At 60.5% G+C, this 25,320-nt stretch carries 20 protein-coding genes; 6 read left to right on the forward strand and 14 right to left on the reverse strand.

All coding sequences use genetic code 11. The annotated features are described in order from the left end of the window. Position 1: 1 nt before the first annotated feature. Positions 2-1,237, reverse strand: coding sequence for a 3-methyl-2-oxobutanoate dehydrogenase (2-methylpropanoyl-transferring) subunit alpha (locus CD58_RS11700; RefSeq protein WP_025213183.1), 1,236 nt, complete (start codon positions 1,235-1,237; stop codon positions 2-4). 192 nt (positions 1,238-1,429) lie between these two features. Here CD58_RS11700 and bkdR point away from each other — a divergent pair, with 192 nt between their 5' ends. Beyond that, positions 1,430-1,918, forward strand: coding sequence for a Bkd operon transcriptional regulator BkdR (gene bkdR / locus CD58_RS11705; RefSeq protein WP_025213184.1), 489 nt, complete (start codon positions 1,430-1,432; stop codon positions 1,916-1,918). 39 nt (positions 1,919-1,957) lie between these two features. Here bkdR and CD58_RS11710 read toward each other — a convergent pair whose 3' ends face one another. The 8 genes from CD58_RS11710 to CD58_RS11750 all read right to left on the reverse strand — a co-directional run bounded on the left by CD58_RS11710 (position 1,958) and on the right by CD58_RS11750 (position 11,975). Continuing rightward, on the reverse strand, positions 1,958-4,471 hold the full coding sequence (locus tag CD58_RS11710; RefSeq protein WP_158482155.1) for a UvrD-helicase domain-containing protein: 2,514 nt from the start codon (positions 4,469-4,471) through the stop codon (positions 1,958-1,960). Between the two features lie 266 nt (positions 4,472-4,737). Further along, entirely contained in the window at positions 4,738-5,607 is an 870-nt protein-coding gene (locus CD58_RS11720; RefSeq protein ID WP_025213187.1) for an aldose 1-epimerase, read from the reverse strand. Between the two features lie 196 nt (positions 5,608-5,803). Continuing rightward, the gene (locus tag CD58_RS11725) at positions 5,804-7,084 is read right to left on the reverse strand and encodes a TRAP transporter large permease (RefSeq protein ID WP_025213188.1); all 1,281 of its coding nucleotides are present in this window, start codon (positions 7,082-7,084) and stop codon (positions 5,804-5,806) included. Beyond that, positions 7,084-7,611 (reverse strand): TRAP transporter small permease, encoded by a 528-nt coding sequence (locus CD58_RS11730; protein WP_025213189.1) that lies wholly within the window; start codon positions 7,609-7,611, stop codon positions 7,084-7,086. The genes CD58_RS11725 and CD58_RS11730 overlap by 1 nt, the downstream gene beginning before the upstream one ends. Before the next feature lie 75 nt (positions 7,612-7,686). After that, a complete protein-coding gene (locus CD58_RS11735; RefSeq protein ID WP_025213190.1) occupies positions 7,687-8,655 on the reverse strand; it encodes a TRAP transporter substrate-binding protein in 969 nt (322 codons plus the stop codon). A 58-nt stretch (positions 8,656-8,713) separates the two neighbouring features. After that, the gene (locus tag CD58_RS11740) at positions 8,714-9,619 is read right to left on the reverse strand and encodes an SMP-30/gluconolactonase/LRE family protein (RefSeq protein ID WP_025213191.1); all 906 of its coding nucleotides are present in this window, start codon (positions 9,617-9,619) and stop codon (positions 8,714-8,716) included. Positions 9,620-9,662: 43 nt separating this feature from the next. Next, positions 9,663-10,484 (reverse strand): NAD-dependent epimerase/dehydratase family protein, encoded by an 822-nt coding sequence (locus CD58_RS11745; RefSeq protein WP_025213192.1) that lies wholly within the window; start codon positions 10,482-10,484, stop codon positions 9,663-9,665. Positions 10,485-10,787: 303 nt separating this feature from the next. Beyond that, a complete protein-coding gene (locus CD58_RS11750; protein ID WP_419178835.1) occupies positions 10,788-11,975 on the reverse strand; it encodes an OprD family porin in 1,188 nt (395 codons plus the stop codon). 656 nt (positions 11,976-12,631) lie between these two features. Here CD58_RS11750 and CD58_RS11760 point away from each other — a divergent pair. Next, positions 12,632-13,252, forward strand: a complete 621-nt coding sequence (locus tag CD58_RS11760; RefSeq protein WP_025213194.1) for a TetR/AcrR family transcriptional regulator — start codon at positions 12,632-12,634, stop codon at positions 13,250-13,252. A gap of 143 nt (positions 13,253-13,395) precedes the next feature. Here CD58_RS11760 and preA read toward each other — a convergent pair whose 3' ends face one another. The 3 genes from preA to hydA all read right to left on the reverse strand — a co-directional run bounded on the left by preA (position 13,396) and on the right by hydA (position 17,659). Beyond that, positions 13,396-14,670, reverse strand: coding sequence for an NAD-dependent dihydropyrimidine dehydrogenase subunit PreA (gene preA / locus CD58_RS11765; RefSeq protein ID WP_025213195.1), 1,275 nt, complete (start codon positions 14,668-14,670; stop codon positions 13,396-13,398). After that, positions 14,671-16,038: an NAD(P)-dependent oxidoreductase gene (locus CD58_RS11770; protein WP_025213196.1), complete on the reverse strand. Its 1,368-nt coding sequence runs from the start codon at positions 16,036-16,038 to the stop codon at positions 14,671-14,673. It lies immediately after the preceding gene. A gap of 181 nt (positions 16,039-16,219) precedes the next feature. Next, positions 16,220-17,659: a dihydropyrimidinase gene (hydA, locus tag CD58_RS11775; RefSeq protein ID WP_025213197.1), complete on the reverse strand. Its 1,440-nt coding sequence runs from the start codon at positions 17,657-17,659 to the stop codon at positions 16,220-16,222. Positions 17,660-18,267: 608 nt separating this feature from the next. On the opposite strand from hydA, the gene CD58_RS11780 reads away from it, so the two are divergent. From CD58_RS11780 to CD58_RS11795, 4 genes are all read left to right on the forward strand, one after another. After that, positions 18,268-19,752: an NCS1 family nucleobase:cation symporter-1 gene (locus CD58_RS11780; protein ID WP_025213198.1), complete on the forward strand. Its 1,485-nt coding sequence runs from the start codon at positions 18,268-18,270 to the stop codon at positions 19,750-19,752. A gap of 150 nt (positions 19,753-19,902) precedes the next feature. Next, complete coding sequence (locus CD58_RS11785; RefSeq protein ID WP_025213199.1) at positions 19,903-21,186, forward strand: Zn-dependent hydrolase; 1,284 nt, start codon at positions 19,903-19,905, stop codon at positions 21,184-21,186. 85 nt (positions 21,187-21,271) lie between these two features. Next, positions 21,272-22,759 carry a helix-turn-helix transcriptional regulator gene (locus CD58_RS11790; protein WP_025213200.1) on the forward strand — a complete coding sequence of 496 codons (1,488 nt, stop codon included), beginning with the start codon at positions 21,272-21,274 and terminating at the stop codon, positions 22,757-22,759. 238 nt (positions 22,760-22,997) lie between these two features. Then, entirely contained in the window at positions 22,998-23,246 is a 249-nt protein-coding gene (locus CD58_RS11795; RefSeq protein ID WP_025213201.1) for a DUF1652 domain-containing protein, read from the forward strand. 8 nt (positions 23,247-23,254) lie between these two features. On the opposite strand, the gene CD58_RS11800 is transcribed toward CD58_RS11795, so the two are convergent. Together CD58_RS11800 and CD58_RS11805 are read right to left on the reverse strand one after the other, a co-directional pair. Beyond that, positions 23,255-24,640: a sensor histidine kinase gene (locus tag CD58_RS11800; protein WP_025213202.1), complete on the reverse strand. Its 1,386-nt coding sequence runs from the start codon at positions 24,638-24,640 to the stop codon at positions 23,255-23,257. Then, entirely contained in the window at positions 24,618-25,301 is a 684-nt protein-coding gene (locus CD58_RS11805; protein ID WP_003202897.1) for a response regulator transcription factor, read from the reverse strand. Before CD58_RS11805 ends, CD58_RS11800 begins: the two co-directional genes overlap by 23 nt. Between the last annotated feature and the right edge of the window lie 19 nt (positions 25,302-25,320).

Consider the following 25,320-nt stretch of genomic DNA (forward strand, 5'->3'; position numbering starts at 1 on the left):
GTCAGATCCCCAACTGCTGACGCTGGCGCTTCAAGTGCTCCGGCATCTCTTTGTAGACGTCTTCGAACATCGTGGCAGCGCTCGGCACCTGGCCCCCGGCGAGGGTGCCGTACTGCTCGGCTTCTTTCTGGGCGGCGATGATCTCGGCCTCCAGTTCGGCGCTGACAGCCTGGTGCTCTTCTTCCGACCACTGGCCGATGCGGATCATGTGCTGCTTGAGACGGGCAATCGGGTCGCCCAGCGGGAAGTGGCTCCAGTCATCGGCGGGGCGATACTTCGATGGGTCGTCGGAGGTGGAGTGCGGGCCGGCGCGGTAGGTAACCCATTCGATCAGCGCCGGGCCGAGGTTGCGTCGGGCGCGTTCGGCGGCCCAGCGCGAGGCGGCGTAGACCGCCATGAAGTCGTTGCCATCCACCCGCAGCGAGGCGATGCCGCAACCGACACCGCGTCCGGCGAAGGTGGTGGCTTCACCGCCGGCAATGGCCTGGAAGGTGGAGATCGCCCACTGGTTGTTGACTACGTTGAGGATCACCGGCGCCCGGTAGACGTGGGCGAAGGTCAGGGCGGTGTGGAAATCCGATTCGGCGGTGGCGCCGTCACCGATCCAGGCCGAGGCGATCTTGGTGTCGCCCTTGATCGCCGAGGCCATGCCCCAACCCACGCCCTGGATGAACTGGGTGGCGAGGTTGCCGGAAATGGTGAAGAAACCGGCTTCCTTGACCGAGTACATGATCGGCAACTGCCGGCCCTTGAGCGGATCACGCTCGTTGGACAGCAGTTGGCATATCAGGTCCACCAGCGGCACGTCGCGGGCCATCAGGATGCTTTGCTGGCGGTAGGTGGGGAAGCACATGTCGTCGATGTTCAGCGCCAGGGCCTGGGCGCTGCCGATGGCTTCTTCGCCCAGGCTCTGCATGTAGAACGACATCTTTTTCTGGCGCTGGGCGACCACCATGCGGTTGTCGTAGATCCGCGTCTTGAGCATGGCGCGCATGCCCTTGCGCAGGATCTCGACGGGAATGTTCTCGGCCCACTCGCCCAAGGCATTGCCCTGGTCGTCGAGCACGCGGATCAGGCCTCGGGCCAGGTCGGCGGTCTCGGCGGGTTCAACGTCGATGGGAGGTTTGCGCACCGTGCCAGCATCGGTCAGGCGCAGGTAGGAAAAGTCGGTCTTGCAGCCGGGACGGCCCGAGGGTTCGGGGACGTGCAGGCGTAGCGGTTCGTACGCTGGGTTCATGGCTTTCTACGCTCGATCTTGTGAATTTCTTGTAGTGGGCGCGCTAGCTGACGAATGTCCCCGGGTAGGGGAAATTGTCCTACAACAATCATAGGCTCGACGAAGAAGAATATTTTTCTCTGTTAGCTTGCTGTTCAGATCATTTGCAGATAAAAAATCTGCACAACGATAAAAAACAGGATTATTTGTCTCATGCGTAAATTGGATCGCACTGACATCGGGATTCTGAATAGCCTTCAGGAAAACGCCCGCATCACCAACGCCGATCTTGCCCGCTCGGTCAACCTGTCGCCGACGCCGTGCTTCAACCGGGTCCGGGCCATGGAGGAGCTGGGCGTGATCCGCGAGCAGGTCACCTTGCTCAACGCCGATATGCTGGGTTTGCACGTGAACGTGTTCATCCACGTCAGCCTGGAGAAACAGGTGGAAGAGGCGTTGCAGCACTTCGAAGAGGCGATCTCCGACCGGCCGGAGGTGATGGAGTGCTACCTGATGGCCGGCGATCCGGATTACCTGATCCGCGTGCTGGTGCCGACCATCCAGTCGTTGGAGCGGTTCATGATGGACTTCCTGACCAAAGTCCCGGGGGTGGCGAATATCCGCTCCAGCTTTGCCCTCAAGCAGGTGCGCTACAAGACCGCGTTGCCGTTGCCGGCCAATGGGTTGACCTTGGGGACCTAGTACCTGTGAGGTGAGGCCCCATCCTGGTCTCACGTTCCCTTAGCGCGTAGTGGCCTCGACAGCCTCGTGAGCGGTCCATTTCTTGTAGCATCCGGATTTCAAGTTGGCGTAACCCGAAGCCTTGTTCCCGCTACTCTTGTCAGTCGCCGTTATCTCTCGATCCACCAGCCAGTGACAGCACAGTTCCGCGCGGGTAATCCCGACATAGGCCAGGCGCAACGCTTCCTCGGCCTGGGCCTTGTCGTAAGGCATCGGGCTGCCATCGCCCAGAGCGGCCAATTGGTATAGCTCGTTTCGCTTGGACTTCGTCGGTGTGTAAAAACAATCACCAATAACGAATACCGTCTGGGCTTGCAGCCCTTTGGACTTATGGAATGTCATCAGTTTCACATTTCGTTCCTCTTTCCTGGCATCGCTCAATAAATCGCTCAGCACCTTGCGATAGGCTTTTTCCACAATGCCCACGCGGAACACCATGAGGATGCTGTCACCTTCGTCATAGGCTTGCCTGACCAGGCCGAGGATGGTTTCGTCGGGTGTGGTGATTTTTGAGTTTTGTGCCACGTAATGCAGATACACCGGCGAAACCCGGTCGATCACGTTGGGATTCGCTGCGACACCGTGCTTGGCCGGGTCAGCAGAGGTAGAGCGAACGACTTGCTCCGCCGCGTCGATGATCGCCTGGTGAGACCGGTAGTTGTTTTGCATATACAGGGTTTGTCGCGTATGGGCGGCAAAATGCTGGTGAAACTCCATCAAGTACTGCGGTGAGCTTCCGCGCCAGCCATAGATGCTTTGCCAGTCGTCGCCAACCGCCATCAAGGTGTTGCCCATGTCGGGCTTGCCCTGGTTGCGTCGACGAATTTCCTTGCAGCACTGGCGGATCCAGGAAATGTTCAGGCCGGACACGTCTTGGAATTCATCAATCATCAAGTGCCGCATGCCATCGAGTTCGGAGGTGGGAATGCGTTTTATGTTCTCGGGATTCTGCTCGCCGAACAGGGCGAACGCTTGATTGAAGGTGATGAGTGGTTTGGGCGACATGCTTTTCAGATACCCGTGGAACCCTCTCCAGAATAACTTCAAGGCCAGGTAAAACAGTTGGCGTGGATCACCAGGCGCAAAAGTCATGGCGCCTATGGCCTTGTCCACATCAAGCCCCAGGTTCTCGATGTAGTTGCCTTCGCTGAAAAAGACTTCGATCAGGTCCGCCTCTTTGAGCGTTGTACCAGGCAGGTGATACGCAAACTTTGGGGCCTGGACGACCATGTGCCTGGCGTTGTCCAGCAAGGTTTGCGCCGCCGTCACATTATTGAGGAGCAAGAACTTCTTGGGGTAGCACTCGCCAATTACAGCTTGGCGGCTCCAGCTTTCCTGTTTCAGGTTGTAGCGCTCGCCCTCTCGTGTGGGCACGTCGGCGTTTCGTTCACCGGTATCCGGCCAGCCAAGAATCAACGCGGCGTCATACTCCGGCAAATAGCCATTGGCGATGAACGGCTGCCCTTCAATGATCAGTACCTGTCGCTCGCCCACGCCTGGAATAGGCCATAAACCCAGGGCTGCCCAAGCGTTCTCGATTTCGTCGCACACCGCCAGGTCTTTTTGCGATATGGATTTAATGATGTGTTTTTTCTTTTTACGCATCTCCTCCGTCATGGGCTCGGCAGGAGCGAAAGCCACGGACTTGTAGAGTTCGAGAATGTGTTTCTTGAAAGCCTCATCCTGCTCGTAAAGGGTATTGAACACTTTATAAAGCACGACGCGTTGTTCGGTGTTGATAGTGGAAGAAAACGGATTTTCGACTTCTTCTTCGTCATCGTTCGAGTTCGGTCCGAGAAAATCGAAATACCCCACCGGGCCGTCCGAGAATGCCCTCATGAATCCGAACACCTTGCTGTGGAAGGTTCGGACCAGGCTTTTAATTTGTTCTTCGCTCAGGTGGATATCCCACAATGCAAAGATCTTGACGATTTTCTTCATCAAGTCTTTTTTGGATTCGGTCGTAAACGTGGTGACTTGCAGGTGATTGAGCGCAATGCCTAGATGAACGTGCTTGAGCAGCACGCGTAAAGCCAGTGTGGTCGACTTACCTGAACCGGCACCGGCAATGACCGAGGTGCAGGTGGTGTCTGCGAAGATCATCGCCCACTGCTCAGGGCTCGGTTGCTCATGGGCCGGTAAATTGTCCAGCACCTCGGCGCGCATTTTCTGTCGGATGGCGTCGGTAATCGGCAGTAATTCGTTATCGAACAGGCAGTGATCCTCTCCGGGTAACGGTGCAATGGTTCTCAGGTCGTTGAACTCGAGCACCGCGTGTCCAGCTGCATATCCCTCTTCATATCCACTGAGTTTTCCCTCGGCCAGGCCGGTTTCTTTGCCTTGTGCCTGTCCTTCTTTCTGCCCTTTTCTAAATGAAGCGGCATCTGTGGCACCTAATGCTTTGAGGGCTTGGGAAAATAAATAGGCGAAGGCGCGTCTTAAGAGCGACAGATGTTGATTGAGCCCCGGCTGGACGGCGTCCTTGGTCTTCTCTTGGGGGGATATCTTGTTCATGGCGTCCTTACAAAAAAGTCCTGTCGTCGAGGTCTGTCTTCGACGATTACCGTGTGGATGGCCGACCCGAGCAAACATTTGAGCGTCGGATCGGCGCTGGAATTATTTCTTTTCCAGATACTACACGGTGCTGGCTTTTTGGCTAAGGCTTGGTTTAGAGCGGCTGGGTCGATGCCGCGTTAGGAGGCCTATGCGCCAGGGGCTCCCATCCGGTAAGTGGAATCTTCAAATAGATCACACCATTTTCTTCCGCGGGCGGCAGGGGTCTACAGCAACTTGCACTGCATCGAAAACCCGAGCGTCACCGACTGGCCTTGTTCGAGCAAGCGCAACCCCGGCTGCCCCGGCAGGTGATGGGCGTTGACCGGATGGCTGACCGGTTCGATGCAAAAGAAGTCCAGGCCCACGGGGCAGTAGAGCAGGAAATAGTCGCTGCCGCTGGCCCAGCATTGCAGTTCATAACCCAGGTCTGGTTGCTGGATCAGGCACTGCCCGTCCCAACCGCCGAAGCCGTTGTCGACAAGCGTGTCCGGCAGTAAACGGAGCGCCTGGAAATCCCAGTGTTCAGGAATGTCGGTCAGTTCCGTGGGCAGTTTCGTGGCATCGCACATCCATACCTCGCTGGCGCGGGTTTGCAGGCGCGTGGCGGCAGTGCGTGGAAAGTACGGATGCAAGCCCAGCCCATGCCACGCGGGCTGTTCGGCCATGTGGGTGACGTGCATTGCGATTTGCAACTGGCCGCCATTCAAGCGGATCCGCAGGCTGGCGCAATAGGCGAATGGCTGCTGGCTGTCGAGTTGCAACAACACTTGCTGGGCACTCTGCTCGACCACCTGCCACGCTTGTTGCCAGGCGCTGCCATGGATCGGAAACGGATCGTTGGGGCTGTTGGCGTCCAGGGCCAGCCAGCCGCCAGGGCAATCGAAGCCGCCGTTGGCGATCCGGTTCGACCAGGGAATCAACGGGAAACCGCCGAGCTTGCCGGGCAGGCCGTTTTCCAGGGCTTGGGGCGCTGGCGGACGTAGCAGCGGGGCGCCGTTACTGCGCAAGGTCCAGTCGACCAGGCTGGCGCCCAGGTGTGGGGCGAGGGTGAGGCGGGTCAGTTCGTCTTCGAGGTGGAGAAGGGGTGGCGTCATGGTGGTTGTCTGCTGGATTGAAAAGCAGTGAGGGGAATGCAGATTCTGTGTGGACGCTGTTGTGGCGAGGGAGCTTGCTCCCGCTGGACTGCGAAGCAGGCCCAAGTTCTTCGTTTTAGCACAAATTTTTGGGGCGGCTTCGCCACCCAGCGGGAGCAAGCTCCCTCGCCACAAGGGGGCTTGCTGGCTGATGGGGTTACAACACCAGATGCGGCAACCACAGCGACAGGGCTGGCACGTAGGTCACGAGCATCAGCACCAGGAACAGCACGGCGTAGAACGGCAGCAGCGCCTTGACTGTGCTTTCGATACTGACCTTGCCGATGGCCGAGCCGACGAACAGCACCGCGCCCACCGGTGGGGTAATCAGCCCGATGCCCAGGTTCACCAGCATGATCATGCCGAACTGCACCGGGTCCACGCCGATGCCGAGGATGACCGGCATCAGGATCGGCGTCAGGATCAGGATCAGCGGCGCCATGTCCATCACGGTGCCCAACAGCAGCAACATCACGTTGATGCACATCAGGATCACGTAACGGTTGTCCGACAGGGTCAGGAACATCGTGGTGATCTTCGCCGGGATCTGCATCAGCGTCATGATGTAGCCGAAACTGGCGGCAAAGCCGATCAGGATCATCACGATGGAGATGGTGCGCACCGTGCGGTGCATCAGCTTCGGCAGTTCGCGCCACTTGTAGTCGCGGTAGATGAACATGGTCACGAAGAACGACCACAGCACTGCGATGGCCGCCGATTCGGTGGCGGTGAAGATGCCCGACAGAATGCCGCCGAGGATGATCACCATCGCCATCAGGCCCCACAAGGCCTCGCCGACGATTTTCAGCGCCTGGCGCATCGGGATCACTTCGCCCTTGGGGTAGTTGCGCTTTTTCGCGAAGATCAGGCACAGCACCATCAGGCAGGCGCTCATCAGCAAGCCCGGTACGATGCCTGCCATGAACAGCGAGGCAATCGAGACCGTGCCGCCGGCGGCCAGGGAGTAGAGCACCGAGTTATGGCTTGGCGGGGTGAGCAGGGCTTGTACCGAACCACTGACGGTCACGGCGGTGGAGAAGTCCCGCGGATAGCCCTTGCGTTCCATTTCCGGAATCAGCACTGAGCCCACCGAGGCGGTGTCGGCCACCGACGAACCGGAGATCGCGCCGAAGAAGGTCGACGCGACGATGTTGACCAGCGACAGGCCGCCGCGCACGAAGCCCACCAGCACACCGGCACACGCCACCAAGCGGCGGGACATGCCACCTTCGGCCATGATCGCGCCAGCCAGCACGAAGAATGGAATGGCCAGTAGCGAGAACTTGTTCACCCCGCCCGCGACCTGGATCATCACGGCCTGGAACGGGATGTCGATCCACCATGCACCGATCAGGGCGGCAGCGCCCAAGGCGTAGGCGACCGGCATGCCGATCAGGATCAAAGCGATAAAACTGCCCAGCAGAATCAGAGCGTCCATTAAGCGGCACCTTCACTTTCTTCAACCAGGTCGAATTGCACGACCCGCCGTTTGCTCTGGTCACCGAGCAAGAGTTTTTCCAGGACAAAAACCAGCGTCAGCAAACCGCCCAGGGGAATCGGCAAATAGGTCACGCCAACTCGTAGACCCGGCAGGGAAGCCATGAACTGGTTCCAGGTGGACATGCACAGCTTGAAGCCCCAGACCGTCATGAAGATGCAGATCATGGCCATGAGCAATTGGGAAAAAATCGACGCCGCGGATTTCAGGTGCGGTGGCATGCGGTCGGTGGCCATGGCCACGGCCATGTGCGCACCGGCGCGGTAACTGGCGGCGGCACCAATGAAGGTGAACACCATCATCAGCAGGATCGCCGTGGGCTCGGGCCAGCTCGAGCCGGAACCCAGCACGTAGCGGGCGAACACGCCCCAGGGAATCATCAGGGAAATCGCCAGGACGGAAAGGCCGGCAACCCAGATGCACGTCATGTAGATCTTATCGTTGATACGCAGCAGCAAATTCTTCATCGGGTTCCACCGTAACCGGGCACGCCTTGGGCATCAGGCGCGCCGGGCCTTTTCATGAATACAGAACGGGAGGCGTTACTGAACGGCTTCGATACGCTTGATCAGGTCGGCGTAGGGCGCGCCGTACTTGGCCCGAACGGGGGCGGTGGCGTCGTAGAAGGGTTTCTTGTCGACAGCGATGAACTCGACACCCGCGGCCTTGAGTTTTTCTTCGCTGGCCGTTGATTTCTGGTCCCACAACGCGCGCTCTTCGGCCTGGGCAGCCTTGGCGGCCTTCCTGACCATCGCCTGTTGATCCGGGGTCAGTTTTTCCCAGGTGATTTTCGACATCACGATCGGCTCTGGCAGGATCAGGTGGCCGGTGAGGCTGTAGTACTTGGCGTTTTGGTAGTGGTTGTGTTCGAGCAGGGTCGGTGGGTTGTTTTCCGCGCCGTCGATCACGCCGGTCTGCAGGGCGCTGAAGATTTCACCGGTGTCCATCGCGATACCGTTGGCGCCCATGGCGTTCATCATCTCGATGAACATCGGGTTGCCTTGCACACGGATCTTCATGCCCTTGAGGTCTTCGAGCTTGCGCACTGGCTTCTTGGTGTAGATGTTGCGCGTGCCGCCGTCCATCCAGGCCAGGGCCACCAGGCCGAACTCGGAGTTGGTGATCCGGTCGAGGATCGCATCGCCCACATCACCATCGATGACGGCGCGCATGTGGGCCTGGTCGCGGAAGATGAACGGCATGTTGAACACGTTCACATCCGGCACCACAGGACCGACGATACCCAGGCTGACCCGGGACATCTGTATCGCGCCGACTTGCATCTGCTCGATGACTTCCTTCTCGGAACCCAGTACGCCGCCTGGGAAGTATTTGAAGGTCAGCTCGCCGTTGGTCTCTTTGGTCAGGGTCTTGCCCATGCTTTCTTCGGCCACCACGGTGGGGTAGCCCTTGGGGTGGATGTCGGCGATCTTGAGCTCAAGGGCATGGGCCGCCTGGGCCAGGAAGGCCAGGGGGAGGGCTGCGATCAGAAGCGTGCGTTTGAAATTCATGGTCAATCTCCAGTTTGTTGTTTTTTTTATGGCTCATTCAGCAAAGCGGTGAAGCAGATCATTTCGCGGCGTGTTTCAGCCCTCCGAAAACCGGTTCAGCCAGGCCTTTGACACCGGGGTTCAGCGCGAACACGCCACCGGCCAGGGATTGCGGGTCGTTGTCGTCACCAGGGCGGATCGAGGTCACGAAAAGGGTGTCCAGGCGGCTGCCACCAAAGGCGCACATCGTCGGTTTCTTTACCGGCACCGCCAGCGACCGATCCAGGCGGCCATCCGGGGTGAAGCGATGAATGAGGCCGGCGTCGTTGGCGCAGATCCAGTAGCAACCCTCGGCGTCAACCGCCGCGCCGTCCGGGCGCCCGGCCAACGGCATCATGTCGACGAACAACCGCCGGTTGGACGGCGTGCCGCTGTCGATGTCGTAATCGAAAGCCCAGATTTGCTGGACCAATGGGTGTGAATCGGAGAGGTACATCGTCCGCCCGTCCGGGCTGAATCCCAGGCCGTTGGGCACGATGAAACCGCTCAGTTGCGCCTCGACCGGGCTGCGTTGCCCGGCTTCATAGCGGTACATCCGGCCTTCGTCAGCGTTGGCACCCATGTTCAGCACCATGCTCCCGGCCCAGAAACGGCCCTGGCGGTCGCAGCGGCCATCGTTGAGGCGCATGTCGGTGCGGCTGTGCTCGACGCTCGCGCACAGTTCGCTGTCCAGGCTGCCGTCATCATTGGGGTGCAGGCGAAAGAAACCGCTCTCCATGCCCGCGATCCAACCGCCGTCCTGGTGACGGGCGATGCAGGCAAGCATTTCCGGCGTTTCCCAGCCCTTGAGCTGACCGGTCCCGGCGTTCCAGCACTGCAAGCCACCACTGGGAATGTCCACCCAGTACAGGGCGTTTTCCTCGGGGACCCACACCGGGCTTTCCCCGACGGCGTTGCGTGCATCGACAATCAATTCGGCTTGCATGGTGATTCCTTAATGCGTTCGTATCCCATGGAAAACAGGCGAATCAGTCATCGAACGGGCCGGCGGCGACAAAGGCACCACCCTGGTAAATCCTCGCCGGATCATCGGCGGCCGGCATCGGCTGGGCTTCGATCTTGGCGCGGAAAATTTCGGAGCTGTCCTTGGGCTGGTAGCCCAGGTGCGCGGCCTGGCTGTTGTCCCACCAGACGTCACGATTCGCAGACACGCCGTAGACCACGGTGTGGCCAACGTTCGGGGTGTAGAGCGAGCATTCGATCAGTTGGGTGAGGTCGTCGAAACTCAGCCAGGTGCTCATCATCCGGCGGTTTTGCGGTTCGGGAAACGACGAGCCGATGCGGATGCTCACGGTCTCGATGCCGTAGCGATCGAAGTAGAAACTGGCGACGTCTTCGCCGTAGGACTTGGACAGGCCGTAGTAGCCATCCGGGCGACGCGGGGAGAGGGCGTCGAGGGCCTGATCCTGCTTGTAGAAACCGATGACATGGTTGGAACTGGCGAAAATCACCCGCTTGACGCCGTGCTTGCGGGCGGCTTCATAGATATGAAACACGCCGCTGATGTTGGCACCGAGGATTTCTTCGAACGAGCGCTCAACCGAAACACCGCCGAAATGCAGAATGGCATCGACACCTTCCACCAATTGGTGCACGGCCTGTTTATCGGACAGGTCGCACGGCACCACTTCTTCGCTTTCATCGATGGCCGGGGCCATGTCGGCGATGTCCGACAGGCGAATGTGGCGGGCGAAAGGCTTGAGGCGTTCACGCAGGACTTTGCCCAGGCCTCCGGCGGCACCGGTCAGCAGCAGGCGATTGAGGGGGCGGCGAGTGTGTGTCGTAGTCATGAAGTTACCTGAGCAAACAGTGAGAGGTATTAGTTGTTATAGGTTGTCGTATGACTGTGGGGAATATCCTTATCCTTCCGCTACCTTGTCAACGTTTGATCGACGAAGCGCTCTAAACCGAGGTCCTTGCCGCGCTACGATCCCCTGTGGCGAGGGAGCTTGCTCCCGCTCGGCTGCGCAGCAGACGCCGTGTTTCGCAACCTTATGGGCCTGCTTCGCAGTCCAGCGGGAGCAAGCTCCCTCGCCACAGGTGATTCGGTTTATCTCAACAAAGCGCTTCGCCCCACGGTGCGCGCTTGCTGCTTACAACAGCGACAGCGGGTAGCTGATGAAGATACGGTTCTCGTCGAATTCGTTGGTGCTGTAATCCCGACGAATCGACGCGTTACGCCACTTCACGTTGAGGCTTTTCAGCGCACCGCTCTGCACGGTGTAGGCCAGTTCGGTTTCGCGGCCCCATTCCTTGCCATCGTCGACGGTGGCGGTGTGCACGTTGTCGCCGCTGATATAGCGGTTCATCAACGTCAGGCCCGGTACGCCGACGGCGGCGAAGTTGAAGTCGTGGCGTACTTGCCAGGATTTTTCCTGGGCGTTGTCGTAGCTGGAGTTGTAGCTGTCGTTCGCCAGCGTGCCGCCGCTGGTGCCGTTGACGCGCATCCAGGCGTCATCGCCGCTGAGTTTTTGCAGGCCGACGTAGAAGGTGTTGCCGCCGTACTTGGCCGAGAGCATGGCGAAGGCGGTTTTGTTGTCCAGGTCGCCGGCCAAGGCGTTGCCGTCTTCCTTGCCGATGAAGTAGCCGAGGTTGGCGCCCAGGGTCCAGTCGCCGATGGGCTGGCTGTGGGTCAGGTTGAAATACTTTTGCTGGTAGATGTCGGACAGTTCCGAGTACCAGACGCCGACCTGGGTGCGTTTTTCGTTGAAGGCGTATTCGCCGCCGCCGAAGTTGAAACGGTCGGAGGTGAACGCGCCCCGGCCGTTCATCGACATGTCTTCCATGCTCGCGTCGTTGCGCGGGCTGTTGGCGCGGAACTGGCCACCGTACAGGGTCAGGCCGCTGATTTCGGTGGAAGTCACCTGGCCGCCACGGAAGGTTTGCGGCAGGGAACGGCCATCATCGGAGCGCAGGATCGGCAGCACCGGCATCCACTCGCCGACCTTCAATTCGGTCTTCGAGACCTTGCCCTTGAGGGCCACGCCCAGGCGACCGAAGTCATCGGCAGGACGACCGTCGTCATGCACCGGCAGCAGCTGCGTACCCGTTGTGCCGCGCCCGCCGTCGAGCTTGACCGAGTACATACCCAGCACGTCCACACCGAAACCGACTGTGCCCTGGGTGAAACCGGACTTGGCGTCGAGGATGAAACTCTGGGTCCATTCCTCGGCCTTGCCCTGGGCATTGTTCGAGTTGGTGAAGTTGCGGTTGAAATAGGCGTTGCGCAGGTTCAGCGTGGCCTTGGCGTCATCGACGAAGCCTTCGGCGCTGGCGGTCATCGGCAGGAACAGGGACAGGCTGCTGCAACCGAGCAGGATCAGCGCGGGGCTGGTGTTGAGGAGGGTACGGCGGTTGGGACGGTTGTCGGGCGAAAAACGGACACGTGTGCTCACTATGACGCTCCCTACTTTTTTGTTGTTTTTATTTGTTATACGTCGTCGTACAACATGGAGGCGATTATTTGGAAGCCGCACGTCCTTGTCAACTGGCCATTATCGGAATTGTCCAACTCTTGAGTGCCTCGAAATGAGGCATTTCAATGGTTGCAGCTGAGCGAAGTGAAGATGGAAGGCTTTGAGGTCAGGCCAGTGCGGGACTTTGAGGATTAGTGATGTGGGGTTTAGTTGTGCGATGACTGGTCTAAGACATTAGTCGAATGCCGGCGATCTCATGGACGCTGAGGTCTTTTGTGGCGAGGGAGCTTGCTCCCGCTGGACTGCGCAGCAGCCCCAAAATGAACTGACGCGGTTCTTCCAGGAACACCGCTCCAGCCGGTTTTACGACTGCTGCGCAGCCGAGCGGGAGCAAGCTCCCTCGCCACAAGGGCACCGTGTACATCCGCTTGAACATACACGGTCAAATAGGGAGCGAGCCCCAGTGTTTTCGAAAGTGGGCGGATGCTAGTCTTGACCAACGCTGTTGCCAGGGAGCCCTCATGGGCAATCACAAGATCGAGATTCGTCGCAGTAACGTCGAGAAAATCCTGTTGGCCGCCGAGAAGGTCTTTGCCGAAAAAGGTTTCGGCAGCACCGCCATGGCCGACATCGCCGCCGAAGTGCAACTGCCCCGTTCCAACCTGCATTACTACTTCAGCACCAAGAGCGAACTCTACAGCGCCGTGTTGTTCGACCTGCTGGAGGTGTGGAAGCAGGACGCCTTGTGCTTCGAGATGTTCGACGACCCACGGGTAGTGCTCAGCAGCTACATCCGCGCCAAGATGAACCACTCCCGCAGCCGCCCCTACGGCTCGAAAGTCTGGGCCAACGAAATCATCCACGGCGCCCCGACCCTGGGCCAGGCGCTGGACGCCAGCCTCTATGACTGGGCCAAGATGAAGGAAGAAAAAATCCGCCAATGGGTGGAAGACAAACGCATCCTCCCGATAGAACCCTCGAGCCTGCTCTACATGATCTGGGCCTCGACCCAGCACTACGCCGACTTCGACCACCAGATCAACATCCTCAACGACCACCAGCCGCTGTCGGACATGCAGTTCGAACGGGCGGTGCAGACCGTGACCAGTGTGATTTTGCGGGGGATTGGGTTGGAGCCATGAAGTTTTGTGGTGAAGCTGATGGCCTCATCGCGAGCAAGCTCGCTCCCACACTGGATCTGTGCTGTACACAACATCTGTGAACGACACGATCCACTGTGGGAGCGAGCTTACTCGCGATGGCGCCAGTCCAGACACTCCAACCTTCAAGCTGTTACATGATAGGGATTGCGCGGATCATGGTTCCAATCCAGGAACGGCTTGCCGGTGTCCACCGTCACCATTTCGATGCAGTCCTGCACCGGGCAGGTGATCTGGCAGAGGTTGCAGCCCACGCACTCTTCATCGATCACTTCATATTTACGCGTGCCGTCCGCCTGTTTGAGACTGGCAATGGCCTGGTGTGAGGTGTCTTCGCAGGCGATGTGGCAGCGACCGCAACCGATGCACGCCTCTTGGTCGATTTTTGCGATGACCTGATAGTTGATGTCCAGGTACTTCCAGTCGGTGGTGTTGCCCACCGCGCGACCGGAGAACGCCTGGAGGTTGGCGTGGCCATGCTCGTCCATCCACCGCGATAGGCCGTCCTTCATCTCTTCGACGATGCGAAAGCCGTGCAGCATCGCCGCCGTGCACACCTGCACCGCGCCGCTGCCCAGGGCGATGAATTCCGCCGCGTCGCGCCAACTGCCGATGCCGCCGATGCCGCAGATCGGCAAGCCGTGGGTCTGCGGATCGCGGGCGATTTCGGCGACCATGTTCAGCGCGATCGGCTTGACCGCCGAGCCGCAATAACCACCATGGGTGCTCTGGCTGCCGACGCTGGGCAGGGCGACCATGCGGTCGAGGTCGACGCTGGTGATGGAGTTGATGGTGTTGATCAACGACACCGCGTCCGCACCGCCCCGATGAGCCGCCCGGGCGGCGACGCGAATGTCGGTGATGTTCGGCGTGAGCTTGACGATCACCGGCAGCGAACAATAGGTCTTGCACCAGCGGGTCACTTGTTCGACGTATTCCGGCACCTGGCCGACCGCCGCGCCCATGCCGCGTTCCGGCATGCCGTGGGGGCAGCCGAAGTTCAGTTCGATGCCGTCGGCACCGGTGGCTTCCACCAATGGCAGGATGCGTTTCCAGGACTCCTCGACGCAGGGCACCATCAGCGACACGATCAACGCCCGGTCCGGCCAGTCCTTTTTCACCTGGGTGATTTCCCGCAGGTTGATCTCCAGGGCGCGGTCGGTGATCAGCTCGATGTTGTTGATGCCCAAGACCTCGCGATTGGCGCCGTAATGGGCTGAGTAGCGCGACGACACGTTCACCGCCGCCGGATCCTCCCCGAGGGTTTTCCAGACCACGCCACCCCAACCGGCCTCGAAGGCGCGGACCACGTTGTAGGCCTTGTCGGTGGGCGGCGCGGAGGCCAGCCAGAACGGATTGGGGGCTTTGATGCCGGCGAAGACAATCGACAGATCGGCCATTTACGCAGCCTCCACGTTGAGCATGAGTTGGGCGTTGATCGCCTCGGCGGCGAGCTTGCCGTGCTGCACGGCCTGCACGGTGAGGTCCTGGTCGAGGCTGGTGCAATCGCCGCCGGCGTAGACACCGGGAATGCTGGTGCGCAGGTGTTCGTCCACCAGGATCCGCCCATCCTGGCGCTTGAGCTCCCGGGCCAGCGGGTCCGCCAGCGCGTTGTCGTCGAAGGCTTGGCCGATGGCCTTGAAAATACCATCGGCGGGGAGGTCGAAGGTTTCGCCGCTGGTGACCAGTCGACCGTTTTCCAGGTGGGTGCGGGAGAAACGCATGCCGCGCACATTCCCGGCGTCATCGAGCAAAACCTGTTGCGGCTGGGCCCAGGTCAACAGGCGCACCTGATTGGCCTTGGCGATGTCCTGTTCATGGCCGGTGGCGCCCATGTCTTCCAAGCCACGGCGGTACACCAGGCTGACGTCCCGGGCGCCGAGGCGGGCCATTTGCACGGCCATGTCGATGGCGGTGTTGCCGGCGCCGAGCACGATGCAGCGGTCGGCCAGGGGCAACTGGCTGAGGTCGTCGGCTTGGCGCAATTCGCGGATGTACTCGGTGGCGGCCAGTAGCCCGGGCGCTTGTTCATCGCTCAGGCCCAATTGCTTGCTGGCGGCCAGGCCAAGGCCGAGGAACACCGCGTCGAACTGCTGATGCAGGTCGCTCAGGCTCAGGTTTTCCCCGAGTTTCTGGCCGTGGCGGATTTCGATGCCGCCGATCTCCAGCAGAAAGTCCAGTTCGTGCTGGGCGTAATCGTCCACCAGTTTGTACTTGGCGATCCCGTATTCGTTGAGGCCACCGGCTTTCTCACGGGCTTCGAAAACCACCACGTCATGACCGTGCATCGCGCTGCGATGGGCGCAGGACAACCCTGCCGGGCCGGCCCCGACCACCGCGATGCGCTTGCCAGTGGCGGTGGCACGCTTGAACGGGTGTTCGCTGAAGTGCGCATTGTCCACGGCGTAGCGTTGCAGCTGGCCGATCAATACCGGCGCGCATTCATGGACGTTGTTGCGCACGCAGGCTTGCTGGCAAAGAACCTCCGTAGGACAGACCCGGGCGCAACTGCCGCCGAGGATGTTGGCCGAGAGGATTTTCTGTGCCGCGCCTTGGACGTTGTCCTGGTGGATGTTGCGAATGAACGAAGGAATATCGATCTCGCTCGGACAGGCGTTCACGCACGGTGCGTCGTAGCAATACAGGCAACGGGACGCTTCCAGGTGGGCCTGGCGCGCGTTGAGCGGCGGCGCCAGGTCGCTGAAACGGGCGGCGAGGGTAGCCGGGTCTTCCAGGGAATGGGGGAGGTGACTCAAGGGCTGGATCATGGAATGGGCCTCACGGTGTTTGAGGTGCTGCCTCTGGTGGGCAGTGGTTTTTTCGGTGTCTGGACTGGTCTCATCGCGAGCAAGCTCGCTCCCACAGGGGCTCTGCAGTGCCCATGGCTTTCGCATCCACCCAAATCCAGTGTGGGAGCGAGCTTGCTCGCGATAGGCCGAAGGCCTGGGTTCAGCGTTTCACGGCGGTTGGCTTATTCAACTCCGCCCGCTTGCTCAACAAATCGAACACCGCTGGGTACGCCGGCCGTTCGATGTAGCGCCCCGCGCCGCGCTCGGCCCGCAGGTCGCCGTCGGCCCACACCAGCCGACCCTGGCTGATGGTGTGGCTGGGCACGCCGCGTACGGTCTTGCCTTCGAAAATGTTGAAGTCCACCTGCTGATGGTGGGTCTTGGCGGAAATCGTGCGGCTGCCCTGCGGGTCCCACAGCACCAGGTCGGCATCGGCGCCGACGCGGATCGCCCCTTTGCGCGGGTAGAGGTTGAAGATCTTCGCGGTGTTGGTGGAAGTGAGGGCGACGAAGTCGTGCATCGACAACTTACCGCTGTTGACCCCCTCGTCCCAGAGCACGGCCATGCGGTCTTCGATACCGGCGGTGCCGTTGGGAATCTTGCTGAAGTCCTCGCGGCCGGCGGCTTTCTGCTCCGCGCAGAAACAGCAGTGGTCGGTGGCGGTGGTGTGCAGGTTGCCCGACTGCAAGCCATGCCAGAGCGCTTCCTGATGGCCGCGAGGGCGGAACGGCGGGCTCATCACGTAGCCGGCGGCGGTCTGCCAGTCCGGGTGGCGATAGACGCTGTCGTCCAGCAATAGATGCCCGGCCAGGACTTCACCGTAGACGGGTTGGCCCTTGCTGCGGGCATAGGTGATTTCGTCCAGGGCCTCTTTGGTCGACACATGCACCAGATACAACGGCGTGCCCAGGGTTTCGGCAATGCGGATGGCCCGGCTCGCGGCTTCGCCTTCCACTTGCGAGGGCCGCGACAGCGGATGGGCCTCGGGGCCGGTGATGCCCTGGGCCAGCAGTTTGCGTTGCAGGTGATAGACCAGCTCGCCGTTCTCCGCGTGCACCGTGGGCACCGCACCCAGTTCCAGGCAGCGCTCGAAGCTTGCCACCAGGGTGTCGTCGGCCGCCATGATGGCGTTCTTGTAGGCCATGAAGTGCTTGAAGCTGTTCACGCCGTGATGGTTGACCAGCTCGGCCATTTCTTCGCGCACCTGCTCGCTCCACCAGGTGATTGCCACGTGAAAACCATAGTCGCTGGCGCTTTTCTCGGCCCAGCCACGCCATTGGTGAAAGGCTTCCATCAACGACTGTTGGGGGTTGGGAATCACGAAGTCGATGATCGACGTGGTGCCGCCGGCGAGACCCGCCGCCGTGCCGCTGAAGAAGTCTTCACTGGCGACCGTGCCCATGAACGGCAACTGCATATGCGTATGGGGATCGATGCCGCCGGGCATCAAGTATTGACCGCTGCCATCGAGCACTTCGACAGCGGCCGGAACATCCAGGTTGTCACCGATGGCCTTGATCACGCCGTCGGCGCAAAACACATCGGCGCGATAACTTTCATCATGGGTAATAACGGTGGCGCCACGGATCAACAGAGACATTCCGAGTTCCTCGCAGGCATGACCGACTGTTGCCGGTTCTTTATGTTTTATCGATCACGGTAGGTAAAGTCGTGCCGGTTTATATTCTTGTCACGACTGTCAGGATTAGACGCTAGCTGGAGTTCGTGAAATGAGCAAGATTATTTTTTATAAGCTTATAAGTTAATTAACTTATTGAAATTAAACAGTTAATTTATAAATTCACCAAAATGGTGAGCCTGCTCACCATTTTGACGCACTTGACAGGATCGTTATTTGAGCGAGATTTGTCATGGTAAATCAGCGGCTTGAAAGCGTTGCAAGTGCGGTCTAGACACCTCCCGTTGATCCAGGGTGCACCACTTTGAATCTCCCCCTCGACAGAGCGCGAAGGTCATCTAGCCTCAAGGGCGGTAAGTAGAGAGTGAAACAAAGCAATAACGTGGCTTTAAAACGTTAAACATCAAAAGGTTGAAAGGGTTATATCGATCATCCGGTCAGCTCGGCGCATTATCCGGCACGGTTATTGAGTGCCGTCGTGGGTCTGGCGGGGTGATCGGTAGCACGCGTGCAAGTACTCCGGCCATCGCCCGTCGATGAGCAAAAATAATGAAAACAGTGGAGCGGACATGACCAGATCAACAGTGACTGAGCGCGACGGGTTGTTCGAGCTTGAAGCCGGCAACGACGTCCTCGACAGCCCCCGTTATAACCACGATATCGCGCCGACCAAGGTGCACGAGCGAACCTGGAACAAATGGCACATCACCGCGCTCTGGGTGGGCATGGCGATCTGCGTGCCGACCTACACCCTTGGCGGCGTGCTCACCGCTTATTTCGGCCTGACGGTGGGCGAGGCGCTGCTGGCGATCCTGTTTGCCAACATCATCGTGTTGATTCCCCTGACCTTGAACGCCTTCGCCGGGACCAAGTACGGCATTCCATTTCCGGTGCTGTTGCGCTCGTCCTTCGGCGTCATCGGCTCCAACGTCCCGTGCCTGATTCGCGCGCTGGTGGCGTGTGGCTGGTTCGGGATCCAGACGATGTTCGGCGGGCTGGCGATCCACCTGTTTCTCGGCTCGGTGTTCGAAGGCTGGAAGAGCCTGGGCGGCACCGGCGAAGTAATCGGCTTCATGGTGTTCTGGGTCATTAACCTGTGGGTGGTGTTGCGCGGTGCCGAGTCGATCAAGTGGCTGGAAACCTTGTCCGCGCCGCTGCTGGTGCTGGTGGGGGCCGGCCTGTTGGTGTGGGCGCTGCCCAACGTCTCCCTGACCGAACTGATGGCGGTCCCGGCCAAGCGTCCCGAGGGCGCCGGAGTGACCAGCTACTTCCTCGCCGGGCTGACGGCCATGGTCGGTTTCTGGGCGACCCTGTCGTTGAACATCCCTGACTTCAGTCGTTACGCCAAGAGCCAGAAGGACCAGATCGTGGGGCAGATCATCGGCTTGCCGCTGACCATGTTCCTGTTCGCCTCCCTCGGCGTGGTCATGACCGCAGCCTCGGAGAAACTGGTGGGCGTGACCGTCTCCGATCCGGTGACCTTGATCGGGCACATCCAGAGCCCGATCTGGGTAGCGCTGGCCATGGTGTTGATCATCGTCGCCACGCTCTCGACCAACACCGCCGCCAACATCGTCTCGCCGACCAACGACTTCCAGAACCTGGCGCCCAAACTGATCGGCCGGACCAAGGCGGTGATGCTCACCGGGTTGGTGGGGCTGGCGCTGATGGCCCACGAGTTGCTGAAAAAACTTGGCCTGATCGTGTCCGAGGTCAGTCTTGAATCGGTCTATTCCAACTGGCTGCTGGGCTATTCGAGCCTGCTGGGGCCGATTGCCGGGATCATGGTGGTGGATTATTTCCTGATCAAGAAACAGCAACTGGACCTGGCCGGACTGTACCGCGACGACGTGTATCCCGCGTGGAACTGGAACGGTTTCATCGCCTTTGGCGTGCCGGTGGTGCTGACCCTGTTGTCCCTGGGCAGCGACGCGTTCAGCTGGTTCTACAGCTACGGCTGGTTCACCGGCTCGGCCCTGGGCGGGGTGATTTATTACGGGTTGTGCAGTATGCAGGGGGCCAGCCCGGCTGTCGCCAAGTCACCTCTGCAATAACAGATGAATGCGGTTCCTGTGGGAGCGGGCTTGCTCGCGAATGCGGTGGGTCAATCAACATCAATGCGGGCTGATACACCGCCTTCGCGAGCAAGCCCGCTCCCACACTGGACCGCGTTGAAATGAGATAACTGCCTGAAGGAGATCCCCATGAACGCAGCCATCGACGTCCTGCAATCCACCCTCCCGCACATCAACCGCGACCGCCTGTGGCAGTCGCTCATGGACCTGGCCCAGCTCGGTGCTACGGTCAAGGGCGGTGTGTGTCGGCTGGCCCTGACCGACCTGGACCGCCAGGCACGGGACCTGTTCGTGCAATGGACCGAAGCCGCTGGCTGCACCGTCAGCATCGATGCGGTGGGCAACATCTTCGCCCGTCGTCCGGGGCGCAATCCGAACCTGCCACCGGTCATGACCGGCAGCCACATCGATACCCAACCCACCGGCGGCAAGTTCGACGGTTGTTTTGGCGTGCTGTCCGGGCTGGAGGTCTTGCGCACCCTCAATGACCTGAACGTTGAAACCGAAGCGCCGCTGGAAGTGGTGGTGTGGACCAACGAAGAAGGCTCGCGCTTCGCCCCGTGCATGATGGGCTCCGGCGTATTCGCGGAAAAATTCACCCTCGAAGAAACCCTGGCCAAGACCGACGCCGAAGGCATCACCGTGGGCCAGGCGCTGAACGCTACCGGCTACGCCGGTCCACGCCAGGTCAGCGGTCATCCAGTGGGCGCGTATTTCGAGGCGCACATCGAACAGGGGCCGATCCTGGAAGACGAGGGCAAGACCATCGGTGTGGTGATGGGCGCCCTGGGGCAGAAATGGTTCGACCTGACCTTGCGCGGCGTCGAAGCCCACGCCGGTCCGACCCCGATGCACCTGCGCAAGGACGCCCTGGTGGGCGCCTCGATCATTGTCGGTGCCGTCAACCGCGCCGCCCTCGGTCATCAGCCCCATGCCTGCGGCACGGTCGGTTGCCTGCAAGCCTATCCGGGCTCGCGCAATGTCATCCCCGGCGAAGTGCGCATGACCCTGGATTTCCGCCACCTGGAACCGGCACGCCTGGACTCGATGATCGCCGAGGTCAAGCAAGTGATCGAAGACACCTGTCGGCAACACGGCCTGACCCATGAACTGAAACCCACCGCCGACTTTCCACCGCTGTACTTCGACAAGGGCTGCGTCGAAGCGGTGCGCGGCGCTGCCGGGGGGCTGGGCCTGTCCCACATGGACATCGTCAGCGGCGCCGGCCATGACGCGATCTTCCTCGCCGAACTGGGCCCGGCCGGCATGATCTTCGTGCCCTGCGAAGGCGGCATCAGCCACAACGAAATCGAAAACGCCGCCCCCGACGACCTCGCCGCCGGCTGCGCGGTGCTGCTGCGAGCGATGCTGGCCGCCTCACAGGCTATTGCCGAGGGCCGCCTGGCGGCCTGAACGGCGTGGTGCACTATCGCAACTCCATGTGGTCGTAATCTTCAACGCATCCATGCCTGAAGCGCACCGACCACATGGAGACCCAATGAGCCAGGAAGTCCCGACCACCGATACCAATCGCCGTCAATTGCTGCAAATCATCGCCGGGTTGTCTGACGGGGTGATGTTGATGGAAGTCGACCAGACCATTGCCTGGGCCAACGAAGCGGCGTTGACCATGCATGGGGTCAAAGAGCTGAGTGAACTGGGCGCCAATGCCCAGGAATACGCCCAGCGTTTCAATTTGCGTTACCGCAATAACCACCCGCTGACCCAGGACAACTACCCCATCGCCCGGGTCGCCCGTGGGGATGAGTTCAGCGATGTGCTGGTGGAAGTCACCCCCGTGGCCGATCCGGACCGCACCTGGGTCCATCGGATCCGCAGCATGGTGCTGACCGACCGCAACGGCGAACCTGAGTCTCTGGTGCTGATTCTCAGCGACGCCACCGAATGGGCCAGCGCCGAACAGCGCTTCGAGAAAACCTTCGGCGCCAACCCGGCGCCAGCGGTGATCTGTCGCCTGAGTGACCTGCGCTACATCAAGGTCAACCAGGGTTTCCTGGAAATGACCGGCTACAGTCGCGAGCAAGTGATCGGGCGTTCGGTGTATGAATTGGACGTGCTCGAGGCTGCGGAGAGGCGAGACCTGGCCGTTGAGCGCCTGGGGCAGGGCGCGACCATTCCGCAAATGCAGGCCGAACTGAAATTGCCGGGCGGTGGCAGCAAGCAAGTGATTGTCGCGGGCCAGCCGCTGGATGACCTGCACGACGAGGACTGCATGCTGTTTTCCTTCATGGACATGGAGCCGCGCCGCAAGGCCGAAACGGCGCTGCGCCAGAGCGAGGAGCGCTTCGCCAAGTCGTTTCGTCTGTCGCCCGTGCCAACCCTGGTGTGCAGCGCCGAACAACTGTTGCTGGAAATCAACGAAGCGTTTCTCCAGACCAGCGGTTACTCCAGCGAAGAGCTGCTGGGTAAAACCGTGGAGGAGATTGGTTTTCTCGACAAGGACGCTGGCGCGGCACTGTTTGCCACGCTGGAAAAGACCGCGAATGTCTCCAGTGTCGACATCAAGGTTCACAAGAAAGGCGGGGAACAGATCGACTGCGAGGTGGCCGCCGATACCGTGGTCATTCAGGACAAGCCCTGCTACCTGCTGGTGTTGATGAACATCACCGAACGCAAGCGCTCGGAACTGGAACTGGTGGCGGCTATTGAGGAAGTGATGAAGGATGCTTCCTGGTTCAGCCGCACCCTGATTGAGAAACTGGCCAACGTGAAGAGCATCAATGCTCAGGTGCCCAGTACGTCATTCACCGAGTTGACGGCCCGGGAGCGTGACGTGTTGGGGCTGATCTGCGAAGGCCTGGCGGATAAGGAAATCGCCGCACGGCTGAAGCTGGCCCCCAATACAGTGCGAAATCACGTGGCGACGTTGTACTCCAAGCTGGATGTTCATAGCCGCAGCGAGGCCATAGTCTGGGCTCGGGAACGCGGCCTGTTCGCCAGCGAATGGCGTAAGAAGGCACCATGATGGCCAGTGCAAATGCACCGTTCGTACTGGTGCAAATTCGGGTTTTGCGTGGGCCTCTCGCTCCTTAGGCTGTGAGGGTGCGGCATGTTTGCGATGTCGCGTCCCCTCACGAAACAGTCAAGGAACAGGCACACAATGCGCAGTGCACCCATCGAATGTATAAACAGGAAGTCCGTTGAGGTCCTGACCCCGGCGTTGTCCATCCATCATTTGCGATCTCGGCGCTGAGGGAAAACGCATGACCCAACTGGCCCCCGTGCGCGCCCGCCTCGAAGAAAGCTTCCAGCCGCTAGCTTGCGAATGCAGCCTCAATGGCGACGGCACCCTTACGGTACGCCTCTATCATCGCGAAAGCGGAGAGGTGGACTTGGTTGTGAGTGGCATGAGTCTGGACAGCGTTCGCTCGGAGGAAAGCCTGGCGAAGCTGATCAATGAACTGCGTTATGAGCTTGAAAACACCCCGCTGCATCGCGGTGACCCGGTGTAAATGATCAGCTACAGCAACGTCGGTCGGCAATCGAGCACCAACCGCGCGCCGCCGCGCTCGCTGCTGCCTACCTCCAGTGTGAATCCGTGCAAACTGACGATCGCCGCGACAATCGACAGGCCCAGCCCGAACCCACCATGCTGGCTGCTGCCCTCGGCGCGATAGAAGCGGCGAAACACGGCCTTGCGCTCGGCCTCGGGGATGCCGGGGCCGGAGTCGAGTACTTCGATGCGGGTGCTGTCGCCCTGATCGACCCCGCGCAGGATCACTTCGCCCCCGGGCGGAGTGAACTTGATGGAATTGCTCAGCAGGTTCGACACCGCCTCGAACAGCAACGCCCGGTCACCATTGAGCAGGGGCAGGGTGTCGGGCATTTCCAGGGTGAAGGTCAGTTCGCCTTCCTCGGCCAGCGGCAGGTAAAAGTCGTGCAGTTCCTGTAATAACTGCAACGGATCGAGGCGCACGAACCCCGAGCGGCGCTGCTGGTCTTCCAATTCGGAAATCCGCAGCAAACCGCGAAACCGCGCCATCAGGGTATCGGTCTCGGCAATCACCTGGTCCATCTGCAACGCCTCGGGCGAACCGTCCGGGGCCTCCTGCTGGATGCGATACAGCTGGGCGCGCAGGCGCGTCAACGGGGTGCGCAGGTCATGGGCAATGTTGTCGCACACGCCCTTGACCTCGTTCATCAAGCGTTCGATGCGCTCGAGCATGGCATTGACGATGGCCGCCAGCATGTCCAGCTCATCGCGACGACTCGACAGCGGCAGGCGATGGGTCAGGTCGCCGGCGACAATGGCCTCGGCACTGGCTTGCAGTTTGCGAATACGCTGCAAGGGGCGCCGACGCAGCAGGTGCCAACCGGCAATGCCCGGCAAGATCGTCAGCGACACCCCCCAGAACAACGCGTGCAAGATGATCCGCGTCACGGCGAACAACGAGCCGTTGTCCCGCGCCAGGACCAGCCAGCGCCCGTCCTGGGTTCGGCTGGCCACCGCGTCGCAGCTGTCGGAAGGCACGCTGGGATCATCGGAGTCGACGCAGCCACCGAGCATGTGGATCTTGCCGTCGAGGGGAAGATCTGTAGGAATTTGCTGGATCGGTCCGCTCAAATGACGCAGCTGGGGATCGAACAGGCCGTAGGCATCGACGCCGCGTTCGTCCAGGGTCAGGCTGGCCATGAGGGCATCTTCCAACTGATCGCCGTGGATCCGGGCGAACAGATGCTGGCGCTGCATCAGGGAGTGCTTGGCCAGGCTGTCGAGGTAGCCGAACACTTCGTAATACATTACCCCCATCAGGATCGCGCTCCAGATCACGAACAGCGAACTGTACAGCGCCAGCAGGCGGCTGCTGGAGGAGCGCCAGCCCTTAGCAGGGTTCAGCAATGACATAGCCGGAACCCCGTACCGTACGAATCAGCGGTTCCAGGCCCGGTGGGTCGATTTTTTTGCGCAAGCGACCGATGTGGACGTCGATCAGGTTGGTGCCGGGGTCGAAGTGGTAGCCCCAGACCTCCTCGAAAATCATCATGCGCGAGAGGATCTGCCCGCTGTTGCGCATCAGGAACTCCAGCAACTTGTATTCGGTGGGCAGCAGGCTGAGCAATTGCCCGTTGCGGCTGGCTTCTCGGCTGATCAGGTTCAGCTCCAGGTCGGCCACCCGCAGCACGGTTTCCGGCTCCCGGGCGCCGTTGTTGCGCCGCAGCAGTACTTCGACCCGGGCGGCCATTTCGTCGGTGGCGAACGGCTTGGTCAGGTAATCGTCGCCGCCGGCCCGCAGGCCACGTACCCGCTCATCCACATCGGAAAGGGCGCTGATCATCAGGATCGGCGTGGCCACGCCCATGGTCCGCAGGGTGGTGACGATCACCAGGCCATCCAGTTCAGGCAGCATGCGGTCCAGGGTGATCAGGTCGTAATCGCCGCTTACCGCCCGTTCCAGGCCTTCGCGACCGTTGTCGACCCAGTCGACGTCCAGGCCGTTGCGGGTCAGTTCGGCGACGATTTCACGGGCGGTGACGGCGTCGTCTTCGATGGTCAGGATGCGGTTCATGGGCGGTACCGTGTTGGGA

The sequence above is a fragment of the Pseudomonas brassicacearum genome (assembly GCF_000585995.1).
GTDB lineage: Bacteria > Pseudomonadota > Gammaproteobacteria > Pseudomonadales > Pseudomonadaceae > Aquipseudomonas > Aquipseudomonas brassicacearum_A.